Source organism: Dolichospermum sp. UHCC 0406, from assembly GCF_009712025.1.
In the GTDB taxonomy this organism is placed as follows: Bacteria; Cyanobacteriota; Cyanobacteriia; order Cyanobacteriales; family Nostocaceae; genus Dolichospermum; species Dolichospermum lemmermannii.
The window spans coordinates 1-14,608 of sequence record NZ_VILA01000029.1; the positions used below are offsets into that span (position 1 = coordinate 1).

23 protein-coding genes are annotated in these 14,608 nt (G+C 38.0%); 20 read left to right on the forward strand and 3 right to left on the reverse strand.

Annotation, left to right across the window (positions count from 1 at the left end; translation table 11 throughout):
- Positions 1–93: 93 nt before the first annotated feature.
- From FJR09_RS22600 to FJR09_RS22675, 16 genes are all read left to right on the forward strand, one after another.
- A complete protein-coding gene (locus FJR09_RS22600; RefSeq protein ID WP_174783378.1) occupies positions 94–261 on the forward strand; it encodes a hypothetical protein in 168 nt (55 codons plus the stop codon).
- 40 nt (positions 262–301) lie between these two features.
- Positions 302–640 (forward strand): hypothetical protein, encoded by a 339-nt coding sequence (locus FJR09_RS22605; protein WP_168653716.1) that lies wholly within the window; start codon positions 302–304, stop codon positions 638–640.
- A complete protein-coding gene (locus FJR09_RS22610) occupies positions 621–869 on the forward strand; it encodes a hypothetical protein (RefSeq protein ID WP_168653715.1) in 249 nt (82 codons plus the stop codon). The genes FJR09_RS22605 and FJR09_RS22610 overlap by 20 nt, the downstream gene beginning before the upstream one ends.
- Before the next feature lie 4 nt (positions 870–873).
- Positions 874–1,113: a hypothetical protein gene (locus FJR09_RS22615; RefSeq protein WP_015081630.1), complete on the forward strand. Its 240-nt coding sequence runs from the start codon at positions 874–876 to the stop codon at positions 1,111–1,113.
- A gap of 63 nt (positions 1,114–1,176) precedes the next feature.
- The gene (locus FJR09_RS22620; RefSeq protein WP_254433195.1) at positions 1,177–1,629 is read left to right on the forward strand and encodes a hypothetical protein; all 453 of its coding nucleotides are present in this window, start codon (positions 1,177–1,179) and stop codon (positions 1,627–1,629) included.
- A gap of 40 nt (positions 1,630–1,669) precedes the next feature.
- On the forward strand, positions 1,670–2,125 hold the full coding sequence (locus FJR09_RS22625; RefSeq protein ID WP_015081628.1) for a hypothetical protein: 456 nt from the start codon (positions 1,670–1,672) through the stop codon (positions 2,123–2,125).
- 97 nt (positions 2,126–2,222) lie between these two features.
- Complete coding sequence (locus FJR09_RS22630; RefSeq protein WP_254433196.1) at positions 2,223–3,170, forward strand: DUF5895 domain-containing protein; 948 nt, start codon at positions 2,223–2,225, stop codon at positions 3,168–3,170.
- 103 nt (positions 3,171–3,273) lie between these two features.
- Entirely contained in the window at positions 3,274–3,990 is a 717-nt protein-coding gene (locus FJR09_RS22635; protein WP_015081625.1) for a 3'-5' exonuclease, read from the forward strand.
- 71 nt (positions 3,991–4,061) lie between these two features.
- Positions 4,062–4,268, forward strand: a complete 207-nt coding sequence (locus FJR09_RS22640) for a hypothetical protein (RefSeq protein ID WP_041458690.1) — start codon at positions 4,062–4,064, stop codon at positions 4,266–4,268.
- A 65-nt stretch (positions 4,269–4,333) separates the two neighbouring features.
- Positions 4,334–4,726, forward strand: a complete 393-nt coding sequence (locus tag FJR09_RS22645) for a hypothetical protein (protein WP_015081623.1) — start codon at positions 4,334–4,336, stop codon at positions 4,724–4,726.
- A gap of 75 nt (positions 4,727–4,801) precedes the next feature.
- Positions 4,802–5,146, forward strand: coding sequence for a hypothetical protein (locus FJR09_RS22650; protein WP_015081622.1), 345 nt, complete (start codon positions 4,802–4,804; stop codon positions 5,144–5,146).
- Positions 5,147–5,264: 118 nt separating this feature from the next.
- Entirely contained in the window at positions 5,265–5,597 is a 333-nt protein-coding gene (locus tag FJR09_RS22655; protein ID WP_148279161.1) for a hypothetical protein, read from the forward strand.
- A 93-nt stretch (positions 5,598–5,690) separates the two neighbouring features.
- A complete protein-coding gene (locus tag FJR09_RS22660; protein WP_168653713.1) occupies positions 5,691–5,966 on the forward strand; it encodes a hypothetical protein in 276 nt (91 codons plus the stop codon).
- A gap of 86 nt (positions 5,967–6,052) precedes the next feature.
- On the forward strand, positions 6,053–6,262 hold the full coding sequence (locus FJR09_RS22665) for a hypothetical protein (RefSeq protein WP_168634996.1): 210 nt from the start codon (positions 6,053–6,055) through the stop codon (positions 6,260–6,262).
- Positions 6,263–6,264: 2 nt separating this feature from the next.
- A complete protein-coding gene (locus tag FJR09_RS22670) occupies positions 6,265–7,308 on the forward strand; it encodes a DUF5131 family protein (RefSeq protein WP_168653712.1) in 1,044 nt (347 codons plus the stop codon).
- Positions 7,309–7,394: 86 nt separating this feature from the next.
- Positions 7,395–8,354 carry a hypothetical protein gene (locus tag FJR09_RS22675; protein ID WP_168653711.1) on the forward strand — a complete coding sequence of 320 codons (960 nt, stop codon included), beginning with the start codon at positions 7,395–7,397 and terminating at the stop codon, positions 8,352–8,354.
- A gap of 23 nt (positions 8,355–8,377) precedes the next feature.
- Here FJR09_RS22675 and FJR09_RS22680 read toward each other — a convergent pair whose 3' ends face one another.
- Both FJR09_RS22680 and ade read right to left on the reverse strand, forming a co-directional pair.
- Positions 8,378–9,205: a hypothetical protein gene (locus FJR09_RS22680; protein ID WP_168653710.1), complete on the reverse strand. Its 828-nt coding sequence runs from the start codon at positions 9,203–9,205 to the stop codon at positions 8,378–8,380.
- Positions 9,206–9,346: 141 nt separating this feature from the next.
- A complete protein-coding gene (gene ade / locus FJR09_RS22685) occupies positions 9,347–10,975 on the reverse strand; it encodes an adenine deaminase (RefSeq protein WP_168653709.1) in 1,629 nt (542 codons plus the stop codon).
- Positions 10,976–11,269: 294 nt separating this feature from the next.
- Between ade and FJR09_RS22690 the strand changes: the two genes are divergently transcribed.
- The 4 genes from FJR09_RS22690 to FJR09_RS22705 are packed head-to-tail and all read left to right on the forward strand — an operon-like array spanning position 11,270 to position 13,465.
- Positions 11,270–12,019: a ParA family protein gene (locus FJR09_RS22690; RefSeq protein WP_081424406.1), complete on the forward strand. Its 750-nt coding sequence runs from the start codon at positions 11,270–11,272 to the stop codon at positions 12,017–12,019.
- Positions 12,019–12,930, forward strand: coding sequence for a ParB/RepB/Spo0J family partition protein (locus tag FJR09_RS22695; RefSeq protein ID WP_168653708.1), 912 nt, complete (start codon positions 12,019–12,021; stop codon positions 12,928–12,930). Before FJR09_RS22690 ends, FJR09_RS22695 begins: the two co-directional genes overlap by 1 nt.
- A gap of 33 nt (positions 12,931–12,963) precedes the next feature.
- On the forward strand, positions 12,964–13,242 hold the full coding sequence (locus FJR09_RS22700) for a hypothetical protein (protein ID WP_168653707.1): 279 nt from the start codon (positions 12,964–12,966) through the stop codon (positions 13,240–13,242).
- Positions 13,235–13,465: a hypothetical protein gene (locus FJR09_RS22705; RefSeq protein ID WP_168653706.1), complete on the forward strand. Its 231-nt coding sequence runs from the start codon at positions 13,235–13,237 to the stop codon at positions 13,463–13,465. The genes FJR09_RS22700 and FJR09_RS22705 overlap by 8 nt, the downstream gene beginning before the upstream one ends.
- 86 nt (positions 13,466–13,551) lie before the next feature.
- Here FJR09_RS22705 and FJR09_RS22710 read toward each other — a convergent pair whose 3' ends face one another.
- On the reverse strand, positions 13,552–14,505 hold the full coding sequence (locus FJR09_RS22710) for a nucleotidyl transferase AbiEii/AbiGii toxin family protein (RefSeq protein WP_168654193.1): 954 nt from the start codon (positions 14,503–14,505) through the stop codon (positions 13,552–13,554).
- Positions 14,506–14,608: the final 103 nt, after the last annotated feature.

Consider the following 14,608-nt stretch of genomic DNA (forward strand, 5'->3'; position numbering starts at 1 on the left):
CGAATTTACCATCAAATTTTCTTCATACTCATTTATTGGCTTGATATTAACATGGTAATACTGCCCTTTTTATCTATTCATAGAAGTTACATTTTGTCAAAAAAAATTAGATGCGTTTCCCCTGTTTATGATGGTCGGTTGACTGGGGGTGCTGCGCTGACTGTGAATTTAGCGATCGCTCACAATCTCCCAATCATTCAATTTCATCCTAAAACTTTGGAAATCGCAGTAATTGAACCCAAACAACTAAGTTTATTTTGATGCTATCGCTTCCCGATTCCGTTGTGTTTTGGGAAGCATTTTGGAAAATAAGTCTTGTTTTTATTGGATTGTCAAAAACAACTTTGATGATGCCGATTTTTGGCTGGTTAATAAGGGTAGTTTAAAAGATTTAGGAAACCCCGTCAAACAATTCCAACCATATTATACAGGTCTTAAATGTCCGGTGTTGATATTACCTGAATATGGATATTATCTCTGCGTTTATTTCCAGCAAATTGGTGTGTGGAGAAAATACGCAATTGGGGCTACTAACTATCAAAGTCTGAGAATCACAGATATTCGCCGGATTTTTAATGAATTATCTCAACAACATTCAATGCAATATAACGGGGGAATAAATGTCAAAATTACCTACTAATGTAAACTTTCTGATATTACGTTATCAACAAATTAGGGAAAATGTCCATTTTGTAATGTTACGGAATAATGATGGTATTTACTCTACAGGAACTTTAGCGAATATTCCCAAACAAGAATCAACGGATGGGGGTTGGCATTTATTTGGGGAACAGAAGTTTGTCAAAGAACGCGCTGCGGTGATTGTCTATAACAAACTATGTCGGGGTGTACCAGTGAAAATCAAATGACCTAATGCTATCGCTTTTTGATGTTGTTGTTTTTGGTATTCAGGAAATGAATGAATTTCTAGAAAGTTTATCCCGTGCTTACTGGAAAATGGACTATTCACAGTTTCTGCAAAGAACTGGATTTGTTGAATCAGATTATGCCCTGCAAAAGTTTAAACTGTTTCAACAAAGTGCCAAGGGTTTGTTAGATTTTGACCCCGACACCTTAGCATCAATTTTAGCACAGGAAACTGTAACTAAATAGTAAATGAAGGGACTGGTGTGGATGATAGCACCAGTCTCAGCTAGTATTTGCAACTATTTTATCATGACTCAACATAAATCACTTGACCTGTTATTAAGTCTACGAAATACTGCCATTGAAGTTCAGCGTGAAATTGAGGTTATTATGCCCGATGCTATTGCTGAAGCCTTGAAACTTGCGGAAACTTCCAAAAATAAGGTTGTCTATCATAATAAGGATGGCAGAATTGTTTTAGTCCTCAAGAAGCGGTTTTCTACTAATAAAGAGGATACCACACTTGCCAGATTAGACGAGGATATTCAACGCATTACTGGGGAATTGGCTAATAAACATTCTGAACAAATTGCAGAACTGGAATCTCAAATTGTGGAACTTCGTGAACAAATTGAAAACCTGGAGAAACAACGGGATAAATTATTGAGCGATCGCCGCATTAGCACACTCAAGAAACAGTACCATGAACACCGGGAATCAACATTGTCTTTAGACCCTAATTTATCAGTGTTTCTCAATTAATGCTATCGCTTTCTAGTGTTGATAATTTCAAGGCAACATAATGGAATTAAGACGATATCGGTTTAATCGCAAAGTAGGTAAAGTTTACTTAGAAGTTGGTAATCAACTGAGTGAAATTGGTGCAACTTTGAAGATGATTATATTATGGGCATCTGCACCAGTATTTGGTAAACCATTTGCCCATTTATCTGCACAGAATTGGGTGCAAATAACGTTTCTTGATATGCAAGGAAATTGGTGTTATGCACTGCTGAATAATGGGATTACTGATGCTTTGAATCCTTGGTTACAATACAGAAAACAAGTTGAATCAGAACTGGAATTATGCGGAGTAATCACCACCATTAGTTTAGTGAAATTTGAGGAGCAAAGTGAATTCTTTGATTATTCATTTTCGGGAGTTCGGGGAAAACCAGGACTCGAAGAACGGATGAAAACACTGATTGATAATAGTGGTCATGCTTTGGTGGATACATCGGTAAATTTATTGACGTAATAGTTGGGAGATAGGGGAAACCTTGTCTCTAATGCTATCGCTTTTTGATGTTGGTTTCTATGAAACTAAATGATGTTAATGTCTTTCAATTTTGATTATGACTAGAAAAAGAACCGCTAACAATGTTGAAAATGGAGTTAATGAAATGACTGTTGATAATGTTCAAAATGGAGTTAATGAAATGACTGATAATGTTGAAAACACAGTTGATGAAGTTACTGAGAATCTTGATAATCAAGAAGTAGATGTTAGTGCAGAATTTGAGATTGACCCTGCGGTAATGGGAGAAGAGTTTAATTATGTAAGACCCAAGCGATTTCCTTATGGAATTGTCATCAATGAGGAAACAGCCGGGTTATTCATTCCTGAAAAGAGTTTAGCAAAAGCTGGATGGTTTGGAACTCCCGAAATAGTTGAAAAGGATTTATCAGGTGGTGTTGAGAAAGGATTATTTATTACCAATGCTAGAATGATAATCTTGGGTAATGTGCGTCCCTATTTGAGATATAAAACTGATTTGAAAGATAACCGAGAATTAGAAGGAATAATGATTGGTTGGTACGACGAATATTCTGAAGAAATTGACAAGAAAATGATGAGTGCAGTTTCAGAGCATTTAATAATGTTTCTAGATAATGCCAACAATTTTCTCCATGAAACCCCAATTAGAATCAGATTCAAGAATGTATCGCTGTGGAGTTTACGAGAAGCTTTGGAACAGTATTACTCTCAAGCTGAATTGACATTTGCCAGAATGCTCAACAAGAAACCCAGTGGTAAAGATGATAGATGGCGGTCATTGTGTGTTGTTGATGTGGAGTTCAAAGGTGTTAAGGAAGGTGAAGGTAAAAATCGGTCATTCTGCTGCAAAGTAGGGACTTACATTCACCCCGATGAAGAAAACTTCCCAGCTTTGTTTATGGGAACAAGAACTAAAATGTCTGCGGTGTTGGAAAAGTATGATACTAGCTTAGGCTTTGATGAAACCGTCAAGGCTTTGTTACCAGCACCTACTAAGTTGGCATTACCAGAAAGTCAACAGTAGTCATTAAGGATTCACGGACAAGTAAGGACTCAGGGGAAACCTTGGGTCTTTTTTTTATTACTATCGTTTAAATGCGTTGGTATTAAATTAAATAGAGAACCAAATGAAACTATTAATTATTGACACCGAAACCACCAACATTATTGAACCACAGGTTTGTGAAATTGCAGCAACTTTGTATCAAGTTAGTGATAATGTCCGAGAAACCGGTGCGATTTGTAGTGTTTCAGCATTATTACCAGTGACAGAAAACCCCGCAGAGTTCGTTAATGGCATTGCTTGGGAGTTGACAACTAAAAATCCATTTGTTGACGAGTCTATGAGCTTATTAAAAAGAATGGCTGCTTGTACTGATTATACAGTTGCTTTTAATGCTGAATTTGATGCACCATTAGTAGATAAACTATTGATTGATGATGATTTTTCATGGACTAATTTTACTCCTGATTGGTTATGTGCCATGAAGGATTTTGATTGGGGTTATCCTGCTAAAAATGACAGCTACAAACTTACTGATTTAGCTTTATTCATGGGTATTGGTATCAGCACTGTTCACAGGGCAGGTGATGATGTCCGGTTATTGGTGGAATGCTTTAATCGGCGTAAACAACAATTACCAGAAATAGTTGAACAAGCGATATTTGTCTCCAATTCACCGATGATTGAGTTGAAGGCATTGGTTGAATATGAAACTCGTAGTTTGGCTAGTAATGCTAGGTTTCATTGGGATGGCGACAGGAAACTATGGACTAAGAAAATCCGGGAATGTCGGTTTAATGAGTTTGTGAAAACCCTGGCATTTGGAGTTGAGATTATCTAAATAGAAATGCCCAGAGTATTCTTTGCTTTGGGCGCTATCGCTTCAGGATTTTGGTGTTTTTTGTAATGATTATGAACCCAAATATCCTGAACGAATTGGAAACCAAAATCAATGATGGTATTGGTACTTTTGATGAATTAGACTCCGTGTGTTCTCAGTTAATTAATATCATTCATCAACAAAATGAGTTGGCAACTAAAGCTAATGAACTCTTTGAAAAGTTAAGACCCGATTGGTCTAGTGTTGCTTTTCAGGCTTGGATGATTGGGGAGGTTTAAACACAATAACTCAGGGGAAACCCTGGGTTATTTATTGTTTTTGTAATTAATTGGAGTAATTAACAATGATAACATTGGCTAAAGAAGGCAATAGATATTGGTGGACTGCTGCGGATGGACAAGAACTTTGTTTTACTCTTAAACAAGGTAAATGGAAAACCCCAGACAACAAGGAAGTTCCTTACAATGCTGAGGTTGCTGAACACTTAGGAAATAAGAAATCTGGGTGTTTTAAACTTCAAATTACTTACTGGATTAAGACTGTCAATATTAGCATTATCGAGGTTGATTATTGTTCGGAAAATCCCAAAGATGAGTTTGGTTGGGAGGAAGAAACAATTCATAATCTTGTCAAATATACCAAGGAAGAATTTGCAAAACTTGATAAGGCTAATGTTATTGCTTGGGCTTATGAACAGTACAAAGTCAAGTTTGGGCATTTAATCATATCCAAATAATTCCTATTGCAATTAAACAACAATGCTGAGTCTGGGATTTCCCGACTCGGCTTTTTTTATGAACCGGAGGACACCATGACATATCAAGTTGAATTAAACACGGAAGCATTATCTAAAAGATTGCAGGATATTGGTACAACCTTATATCAAATCTCCAAAAGAATTGCCGAAATTAAAGGTTCTGGAAAACCCGCAACTTATCATACTTCCACAGGTAAAGCAATTGATGAACCCATGAAAAGTAAATTATCTACGATTCTCGAAATTATAGAAGCTATGGGTGGCAGGGCATACATTGAATGGGATGATGTGGAATCCTTGAATAAGGAAGAATACTTTGTTGATCAACGCATAGATAAGTTAGAGAAATCTATGGAAGAAATGAAATCTTTGCTTCAACAATTAGTTAATAAACAGTAATGTCGGGGTTTTAAGTTTAGCGATGCCTACTGCGAGCGCTTCTTTTTGAGGCGATCGCTGATTTTTTAAATACCCTGTACACCAAATCAACAAAGATGACGTTACCGGAAGGTTATCTGTGAGGACGCTATCGCGCAGAGGTGGTGGTTTTTTATTAATTGCGAAGACACCCATGAATAACATGATAGTTCATTATCAAGGATTCCAAATCGAAATTTATGAAAATCATCCTACATGGATTGACCAACGATATGCTTCCGAAGTTAGTCTTTCCTCGCATCCTGATTTCTATATATTTGATGGTAACGCTTGTACTCCAGATTTTGCTAGTTGTTTGATTAAATCTCTCAGAAACTGTGATGACCTTGTTAGAGATTATGGGGAAAATAATATGTTTGAACCAACTTTGGTATTGAATCCTCCTGGTTGGAATGATCCAGACAATTTCTAACAAGTAGTTGGCAATACATAAGGGTATTGCTGACTTTTTTAATGCTATCGCTTAATGAATTTGGTTACTTTTGAATAAAAAATAGGGGTTAAAATGTTTGTCAAAACTATCGCAGTCAGCTACGAAAGAAAGTTTAATTTGGGTGACTTTAATAGTGCCACATTAGGTTGTTCAATTTGGGCTTCAATATCAGAAGGAGAAAACGAGGATATGTGTACTCAACTTCTCCAAGATAAATGTCGGGAAGCTGTCAGGGAAGAATACAGAAAACTGATTAATAAAGCTGAACCAGTAGAGACTTTCACTGTTAATGGTAATTCCCCTGTTGCCGATGAATATATACCAGAAGGTGATATCTATGGCAAGTAAATAACAAATAAGCTGGGTTTATCCCGGCTTATTTTTAATGTTGTCACTTAATGATTTTGGTTACTTTTGAATAGTTTGGAGTAAGTATGCAAATAGATGATTTTGATATCAAGACATCCAGTGATGATGAAGAAAATGTTGATTACATTACTGGTGAGAAATGCGAAATTACAATTGGATTTTTCTATGCTGCCCCGGATACCTATAGTGAGCGTTACCTTTACCTGAGTGAACAAACATTGAGGAAAATGTTGGAGTTACTTGAACAAGCTAAAAATCCCAAGTTGGAAGGTTAAAAATGAGCAAAGATTCTAATATTGAATGGACTGGGAATACATGGCCAATAGTAACGGGCTGTGACCCTGATTCGGATGGCTGCGCGAATTGCTATGCAGTGTTGGAAAGTTGGATTCATTCACATCATCCGAACCCCAAAATCTCTGATGTTTTTGCAGGAACAGTCAGAAAATCAACCAATGGTAAACTCCAATGGACAGGACAAATTAACCTACAACCCCAACGCTTAAAATGGATTTTGGAATGGGGAAACTGGGAAAACCCCGAACTCGTATTTGTTGCTAATTTGGGGGATTTATTTCATGAAAAAGTTCCCTTCGATTTCATAGATGAAGCTGTGGCACACATGATCATCGCCCGGTGGAACATTTACCAAATTCTCACCAAACGCCCGGAAATTATGCACCAGTATTTCACCAGTCCTGACCGTCTTCAAAAGATTCAATCTGCATTGGTGAAAGCTAAATCCGAAATACTAGAAACCAAGCTAACAAAACGGGTACGCAAATTAGTAAAGGAAAGTTGCAGATTCTTAGAGGAAACGGAACTCAAGTTACCATTGGATCATCTGTGGCTGGGTTATTCAGTATGCACACAGAAAGACGCTGAAGATGTTTATTATCTGCTAAAAACACCTGCCAAGATTCGGTTTCTCAGTTGTGAACCCTTACTGGAAGACATTGATTTATCAGAGTATTTAAGTGAGTTTATTGGTGCGGGTATCTGTGATGGCTGCGGTGAACAACGGGATATTCTCTATGCTGTTGACGCTGCACCCGTAGCTGGATTAGCAATTTGTACTCAGTGTAAACCCCAATTAAGTTGGGTAATTATTGGTGGGGAGTCTGGACACAATGCTAGACAAACTCATATTGAATTTATGCGATCGCTTGTTCGCCAATGCAAAGAAGCCGATATCCCAGTATTCGTCAAACAACTCGGAGCAAAACCCATGTTAAATAATGCACCCTACAAAATCAGTGATAAAAAGGGTGGGATTTTAACGGAGTTCCCAGCAGATTTACAGTTACGTCAATTTCCTTAACATCATAGACTCAGGGTTATTCCTGGGTCTTTTTCTAATGCTATCGCTGACTGGTAGCGGTGAATTATCAATTGAAATATTTAATCATGAAAACCATTGTTTTAGACCCCAACAAAATGAACAGAAATCACAGTCTTAAAATATTCGAGAAAATCAATAAAAAACTGCTTAAACAAATCCGTGCTGAAAAGAATTATCAAACCCCCAAAGGTTATATTTCCTGGGATGAATTAAGTGGTATTGTCGGGGTGGGATTATCAACCTGCGATGTCGAATTTGCTAATGCTGACTTTTCGGCGTTTATTCATAGTCATCGAATGTCATTATGGTTTGTTCAAGATGCCCCCCTTTATTGCATTACCCCAGAGTTATTTCATGCTTTTGACAATACTGATGTACTAAATAAACAAGGGGTATTAACAGGTTGGCAACCATCATTACCGACATTTTTGATAGCGTTGCCCAAAGTATTACAATCACCCAGTGGGGATATAGATTATTTGGTGGTTCACTGTACAAATAACCAACATCCAGAATGGGGAACAGGGAAGTGGAGAGATATTCAAATCCCAGATATTCAGACTGGAAACTTGCACTTTGATTGGTCCACAACCAGCAGCAAAGAAACTGTGTGGATGTCTAGTTGTCAGGTTACAGATAACGGTGATTTGAGTTACAACGATGACAATAATCTTGGTAGGAATACTATTGACGAAGCTGACAGGGAATTTTTAGACAGGGTAAGAAATCTTGTGCTTAATATTCTGTTGTCTTTGGAGTATTCCCCAAGTCTAAATACCGAAGTTTCCGATGGTGAAATTATTGCCAAATCCCAGGGTTTCGGTGTGATTAAGAACCCCAATATTCGTCGGGCTAGATGGTTAGGTAAGGGTTATCAAAGTAAATCTGAGGGTAGCGGTGGTACTCATTCATCACCCCATACTCACTGGCGACGGGGACATTGGCGGGTTCTTGAACCATCTAGTGATAATAAATGGAAACAATCAAAACGGATTTGGATTGAACCTGTTTTAGTTAATGCGTAATAATCAAAAGCTTAAAACTATAATTACTGTTTTCTTTCAATGGGTATGAAGTGTTCTAAGTTCAATAATCTCACACCCAAATCTATAACAAAGATTCCTGTCATTTGGAGGATAATAAACACTATTAGCCAAGATTTTAACCCACCAGGGATGCTAGTAATAATCCCCACAATTTTAGATAAATCATTGATTTTATTTCTGCTTTCTGCAAGTTGTTCCCAGTTTTCATCATCGTTTTGTTGATAAACCTCTAATGCTTTGACTCTGCTCATCAATGAAGAATCTTCCCATAAAAGCATTTTTTCAACTTGTTGCATTTTAGCGGAGTTTTCCCTAACTTGAACTTCTAATCTAATTAATGTTTCAATTGATTGTCGGTCAACAATGGGATTTTCAGTTAAAGATTTCACCAGAAACTCTAACTCATCAGTAGACTGTCTTCCCGCTCCTGACTTAATAGCTTCAGGAATAGCCCTTAATAATATTCCATTTCTCTCATTAGATGCTTTAAGTTTTTCCTCTAGCTGTTTTCTTTCAGTAATATCAATAGCTTGATTGACAATAAAAAACTCGTGTCGTTTGGAGGAAACAGCTAAACAAGTACCTTCAAAATAATACTCCCAAGTTATTTCAGTTCCCACTGGGGAGTCAAGTAATTGCTGCATTTGCACACTTTGCTTTTTGCAACTTCCACCAGCCAGCATTCCCTTAATATTCTCTTTCTCTAAGTTAAACAAAGCAGATAGTTTGTTATTAACCGTAAGATACGTCAGATTTAAGTCAACAATTGAAATAAACCCCGGCATGGCTTCTATAAATTCAATTTGATATGCCTCTTTGTCTGGATTCATAATTTTAATTTAAAAACTTAATTTCTATTTTATTCCTAATATTTTAAATTGGCATAAATTTGGGTATAAATTTGATTTTGAATATATGATCAAAACCAGCGATTATACCCTATGAAAATATTGATTTTTGCAAGTTAAAATCTAATCAATCCACAACGACACAAACCGGAAATCTTGACCACTAAATAACCCCCGGTCACTGAGTTTTAAGTCTGGGATCACCAACAATGCCATAAATGAAAGTGTCATGAATGGTGCAGTCAGTTTTGACCCTAATCGTTTTGCCCCTGCATCAAGTTCTGCATACTGTTTTGCTACCTCATAACCATCAGCATCACTCATCAACCCAGCCACAGCTAAAGGTAATACATGAACTACATTGTTTTCTGCTACTGCAATACCCCCGTGACACTGAATCAGGGCATTTACCGCTGCACAGATTTCCGCATCGCTTGTCCCCACTGCCACAATGTTATGGGAATCATGCGCCACACTCGATGCTATCGCCCCCCGTTTCAATCCAAAATTCTGCACTAATGCCACCGTCGGCTGTGTGTCTTGATACCGATTAACAACCGTAATTTTTAGGATATCTGCGTTTAAGTCAGCTATAACCTCACCGTTTTTAATATGTGCTGGTACACACTTTTCCCCTGTAATTAATTGTCCATCGGTAACGGTGATCACTCTGACTGTTGAACCCCTAGCGGGAATTGCAAAGTCCCCCGGTGTTTTTGGAGTAGTGATAAATTTATTGATAGGTTTGACAGGAACTGATGGTAATAAAGTTGACCCGGTTTTTGCTGTTAAAACACCTTGACAATAAGTAGCCAACACCGTGAAATCTTGTAAATTATCAACAACAATCAAATCTGCACTGTCCCCAACTTGTAGTAATCCCACATCCAAATTGTAATGTTTGACAGGGTTCACACAGGCAATTTGCAGGACATTCATCACATCGTGACCTAATGCCACAGCCCGTTTTACCAGTAGATTTATATGACCATTAACTAAATCATCAGGGTGTTTATCATCACTACAAAACATACATTGTTCAGGGTAAGAATCAATCAAACTGTGTAGGGCATCAAAGTTTTTAGCTGCTGAACCCTCCCTAATCTGTATCTTCATTCCCAATGTTAATTTCTCTACAGCTTCGTTCAGTGTGGAACATTCATGGTCTGTAGTGATTTTAGCATCCATGTATTTACGTAATCCTGTCCCAGATAACCCCGGTGCGTGACCATCAATGGGTAGTCCCAAACCTTGCGCTAGGTGAATTTTGTCCATCATTTCTGGACTATCTGCCAAAACCCCCGGTACATTCATCACCTCACTCAGATAGGAAATACCATGTTTAAACAGTTGACGGAAATCGTTTACCGTCAGTTTTGCCCCGGCGGTTTCCAACTCGGTGGCGGGGACACAAGCAGGAAAACCAAAGGCTATTTTCAAGGGAGTCTGGGCGGCATTGTCTACCATAAATTCCACACCTGCCAAACCCAATACATTGGCGATTTCGTGAGGGTCAGAGACAGTTGCCACTGTACCATGCACCGTTGCTAATCTAGCAAATTCAGTGGGTACAAGCATCGAGCTTTCGATATGAACATGAGCATCAATAAAACCAGGAAGAATGTACTGTGAGTATTGCCCCTGGTCCCGAACTATGGTTTGAATCCGTCCATCTGTGATGTGAATAGTACCGGGAAAAATGGTGCGGTGGAGAACATCAACAATGTTGCCAGAGAGTGTTAAGTTATTCATAATTTTATCCTTAAACAATAACTAAAGGTAGAGTTTTTATGACAAAAAAATGCAATAATAAAGTCAGGATTTTGTTAATAAATTACCCCTGATTTTCCCTGACTCTCAAATATAGTCCTTTCAAGGTGACTAACGGAAATACGTCATTTCATTACTATCATCTTGAATCTTCCGCTCATATTTTGGGTTTTTTGAAGGTTGAAACAACCAATCTTCGTTCAAAATTTCACCACCTTGAAAGGGCTACTCTCAAGTATTACCATAAACTGTAGAACCAAGAATTTAAAGAAAATTGTGACTAAAATTATTGCTATTTTCAATCAAGCTGGTGGAGTGATGAAAACCAGTCTGACGATGAACCTGGGATACCATCTGGCACAAAAGCATAAAGTTTTACTGGTAGATACTGACCCCCAGGCATCCCTGACAACTTTTATGGGACTTGAACCCCATGAACTTGAAGAAATCGTTGCTGACTCACTACTCACACCAGAGACTAAATTACCAATTCACCACAATTTACACGGTATGGATTTAGCCCCGGCTAATATTACCCTCAGTGCGGTAGAATTACAACTCTCTGCGGTTATGGCCAGGGAACTACGACTCAAACAAGCTTTAGAACCCATTTTAAATAACTACGATTTCATTTTGATTGATTGTCCTCCCTCTTTAGGTATCCTCAGTATTCTCGGACTCTGTGCTGCTACTCATGTTTTAGTGCCAGTTCAGACTCATTACAAAGCATTCAAGGGAACGGAGTTATTATTGGATAGCATCAAACAGGTGAAGAAACATATCAATCCGAAATTAGCGATCGCCGGATTTGTGCCAACCTTGTACGTAAACGCCAACCAAGACAAAGTAATTTTGGAGGCTTTGGAACAGCAGTTATCACCACTAGCCAAAGTTTATCCGAAAATACCCCGTGCCACGGCCTTTGCCGATGCGGTGATGAATAGTCAACCCTTGGCTGTGTATGACCCCAAACATCCAGCGATCGCAGTTCTGAAAAAAATAGCATTGGGGATGGAGAAACTGTAATGGTCAAGAAACCTTTAGAACTCCCAAAAATGCGTGGTGTGGAAGATTTGTTGAGTATGGATGTGGAATCAGAATCACCAACTGCCACCGTTAATATTGATAAAATTCGTTTACCTGCTCAACAACCCCGACGGTATTTTGACCCTGAGAAACTCAGTCAACTGGTGCAGTCAGTTAAAGAACACGGGATTTTACAACCTTTGTTGGTGCGTGCTGTTAATGGTGAATTTGAGTTAGTCGCTGGTGAACGCCGACTCCGGGCGGCCAAAGAAGCGGGGTTAACGGAAGTGCCGATTATCACCAAGGAATTATCTGATATTCAAACCCTGCAAATTGCTTTATTGGAAAACCTGCAACGGGAAGATTTAAACCCAGTTGAAGAAACTGAGGGGATTCTAGAATTACTCTGTATTGAACTTGATGTAAATTCTAGTGAGGTTATATCAATTCTCAATCAAGCAGCCAACGCTAAAAAACGTAACTTAGAACTGACGGAAAACGTTTCCCGTCAACTGGAAATTGTGGGATTGGTGTTACAGGGTGTGGGGAGATTCACTGCTGAAAGTTTTCGGACCAGTCGTTTACCATTATTGAATTTACCCGATGATGTATTGGAAATATTGCGGCAGGGGAAAATAGAATACACCAAAGCCAGAGCGATCGCTAAAGTTAAAGATGAGGGTGAACGTAGGGAACTACTGGATAAAGTTATCAATGAAAATCTATCTTTAAGTGAGATTAAGCAGTTAGTAAAGGAATTAACCCCAGGGAAAACCACAGTCAAAGAAACATTGAATGCTAAATATTCCGAGATTGGGAAAAGATTGAAGAATGCCCAGGTGTGGGAAGATGCAAAGAAAACCAAGAAGCTAGAGAAATTGTTGGGGGATTTAGAACAATTGTTAGAATAGAACCCCAGAAATAATCAAAACAGGAGAGGCACTATGGCGAGAAAGTCCAAGGATTTTAAAGATTTGATGAAACAAAAACAGAGTTCCCAAGATAAGCAGAAAAACCTGGAAGCACTTAGAAAGAAGATGGTAGAGGGGGGATTTGGGGAATTGGCTGCAAATATACCGATAGAACCCAAGGGCGCTCCAAAAATGTCAGAAATTCTCCAACAGTTCGTTGCTCCGTACTTAGATAATGTACACACATCAAAACGACGTAAATCATTATTTAGTTTGGCTGTGATAGCCACCGAATGCGGCGGTGATGCCTGAATCTCAACAAAAAACAACACTTGATACTTTCTTGGAACAACAGTTATCAAATCAGGATGCAGAAACTCAACAGGGGGTTACACAAATGATTGCTGAACTAATTGCTAGAAAACATCAGCATTTTTCTGATAATAAATATTTTATTCTGGACTTTCAAATTACAGAAACAGGACAAAGATATGATATCTCTGTGGCTTCAACTTTGTGGGAAAATCCTCAATGAATTATGACTGTAGCACCTATGTCACACACTTTTCTTAGAAAAGAGTAGATTTGTTTGTGTTTGCCGCGAAGAAAAGCGATTAATTGTCATTCCCAGTCTTGTCTAGATTCGCTAAATGTTCTAGGTGTCTTGTTTAAATTAAAATCAGCCGCAATTAAATCAATACCATCAATAATTTTACTGGGTTCGGCAATTCCCAAAGCCGCAAAACATTTGTCTCGATAATTGGGGTGATTTTGGAAAAAGGCGATCGCTTTTTTTAAAGGTTCAATTACAGGATAAGCTGATTCTGCCTTCTCAATAGCTGCTTGAGGAATGGGAGAATTGAGCCTTTGCATAGCCAAATCAATTAAATCTCTCGACTCTACCGAGGAATCATTCCATCTGTCAGAATTAGCTAAAAGTTTTTCCGCAAAACTGTCAATTTGATTTAAGCATGGGACAGGCGACCAACTGGGATAATCTGCTTCTCCCAATTCAATCCGTCCTTCCATAATTATCTCAAATTTAATCAGAGTTTCATCAACAATAATGGCAAATCTTATTCCGTACTGGTCAGCTTTAATTTCTCCGGGTAGGTTGAGATTATTTTGAGTATTAAAAAGGGCATTATATTGATTTTCAGCTATTTTTTGGCGTAGTAATCGGTAGCCAGTACCAGTGGAACAGAGAAAATCTATATCCTTGCTTAATCTATATTCCCCATGATTTAAACTAACCAGAGTCCCACCGCCAAAATACGCGCCACACTCTAATAAAAAATTAGCATTTAATTGATTAAGAACAATTAAAATTTTTTGATTAAATTCCCTTTCAAACATTTTTGCTCCTAACCATGAATGATAATATTGAGCTAATTGTTGCACAAATAAGGATTCTATTTGGCTCAAGTCGCCTAAAACTCCCCGGTAATGCCACCCTCGTTCATATATTCTCAGCATTTCTAAAGGAGTAAGATTTTCTATATCTTCTCTTTGCCAACATAATTTTTCTAAAAACAGTAATTTTTCTGGAGTTTGAATTTGAGGTTTAATTAACATTGGGGTTATAGTTGTAAAAAATATAGACAAATATCTTTTACTTTGAAAGTGTTACCTTGACTGGGGAAACTACAATCCCCTTTATCCCATCTGCAAAAGCATT

Bases quoted from the DNA above. Each gene is read 5' to 3' on its own strand.
- FJR09_RS22610 (WP_168653715.1), top strand. From the start codon at position 621: ATGTCAAAATTACCTACTAATGTAAACTTTCTGATATTACGTTATCAA.
- FJR09_RS22615 (WP_015081630.1), top strand. From the start codon at position 874: ATGCTATCGCTTTTTGATGTTGTTGTTTTTGGTATTCAGGAAATGAAT.
- FJR09_RS22620 (WP_254433195.1), top strand. From the start codon at position 1,177: ATGACTCAACATAAATCACTTGACCTGTTATTAAGTCTACGAAATACT.
- FJR09_RS22625 (WP_015081628.1), top strand. From the start codon at position 1,670: ATGGAATTAAGACGATATCGGTTTAATCGCAAAGTAGGTAAAGTTTAC.
- FJR09_RS22630 (WP_254433196.1), top strand. From the start codon at position 2,223: ATGACTAGAAAAAGAACCGCTAACAATGTTGAAAATGGAGTTAATGAA.
- FJR09_RS22635 (WP_015081625.1), top strand. From the start codon at position 3,274: ATGAAACTATTAATTATTGACACCGAAACCACCAACATTATTGAACCA.
- FJR09_RS22640 (WP_041458690.1), top strand. From the start codon at position 4,062: ATGAACCCAAATATCCTGAACGAATTGGAAACCAAAATCAATGATGGT.
- FJR09_RS22645 (WP_015081623.1), top strand. From the start codon at position 4,334: ATGATAACATTGGCTAAAGAAGGCAATAGATATTGGTGGACTGCTGCG.
- FJR09_RS22650 (WP_015081622.1), top strand. From the start codon at position 4,802: ATGACATATCAAGTTGAATTAAACACGGAAGCATTATCTAAAAGATTG.
- FJR09_RS22660 (WP_168653713.1), top strand. From the start codon at position 5,691: ATGTTTGTCAAAACTATCGCAGTCAGCTACGAAAGAAAGTTTAATTTG.
- FJR09_RS22665 (WP_168634996.1), top strand. From the start codon at position 6,053: ATGCAAATAGATGATTTTGATATCAAGACATCCAGTGATGATGAAGAA.
- FJR09_RS22670 (WP_168653712.1), top strand. From the start codon at position 6,265: ATGAGCAAAGATTCTAATATTGAATGGACTGGGAATACATGGCCAATA.
- FJR09_RS22675 (WP_168653711.1), top strand. From the start codon at position 7,395: ATGAAAACCATTGTTTTAGACCCCAACAAAATGAACAGAAATCACAGT.
- FJR09_RS22680 (WP_168653710.1), bottom strand. From the start codon at position 9,205: ATGAATCCAGACAAAGAGGCATATCAAATTGAATTTATAGAAGCCATG.
- ade (WP_168653709.1), bottom strand. From the start codon at position 10,975: ATGAATAACTTAACACTCTCTGGCAACATTGTTGATGTTCTCCACCGC.
- FJR09_RS22695 (WP_168653708.1), top strand. From the start codon at position 12,019: ATGGTCAAGAAACCTTTAGAACTCCCAAAAATGCGTGGTGTGGAAGAT.
- FJR09_RS22700 (WP_168653707.1), top strand. From the start codon at position 12,964: ATGGCGAGAAAGTCCAAGGATTTTAAAGATTTGATGAAACAAAAACAG.
- FJR09_RS22705 (WP_168653706.1), top strand. From the start codon at position 13,235: ATGCCTGAATCTCAACAAAAAACAACACTTGATACTTTCTTGGAACAA.
- FJR09_RS22710 (WP_168654193.1), bottom strand. From the start codon at position 14,505: ATGTTAATTAAACCTCAAATTCAAACTCCAGAAAAATTACTGTTTTTA.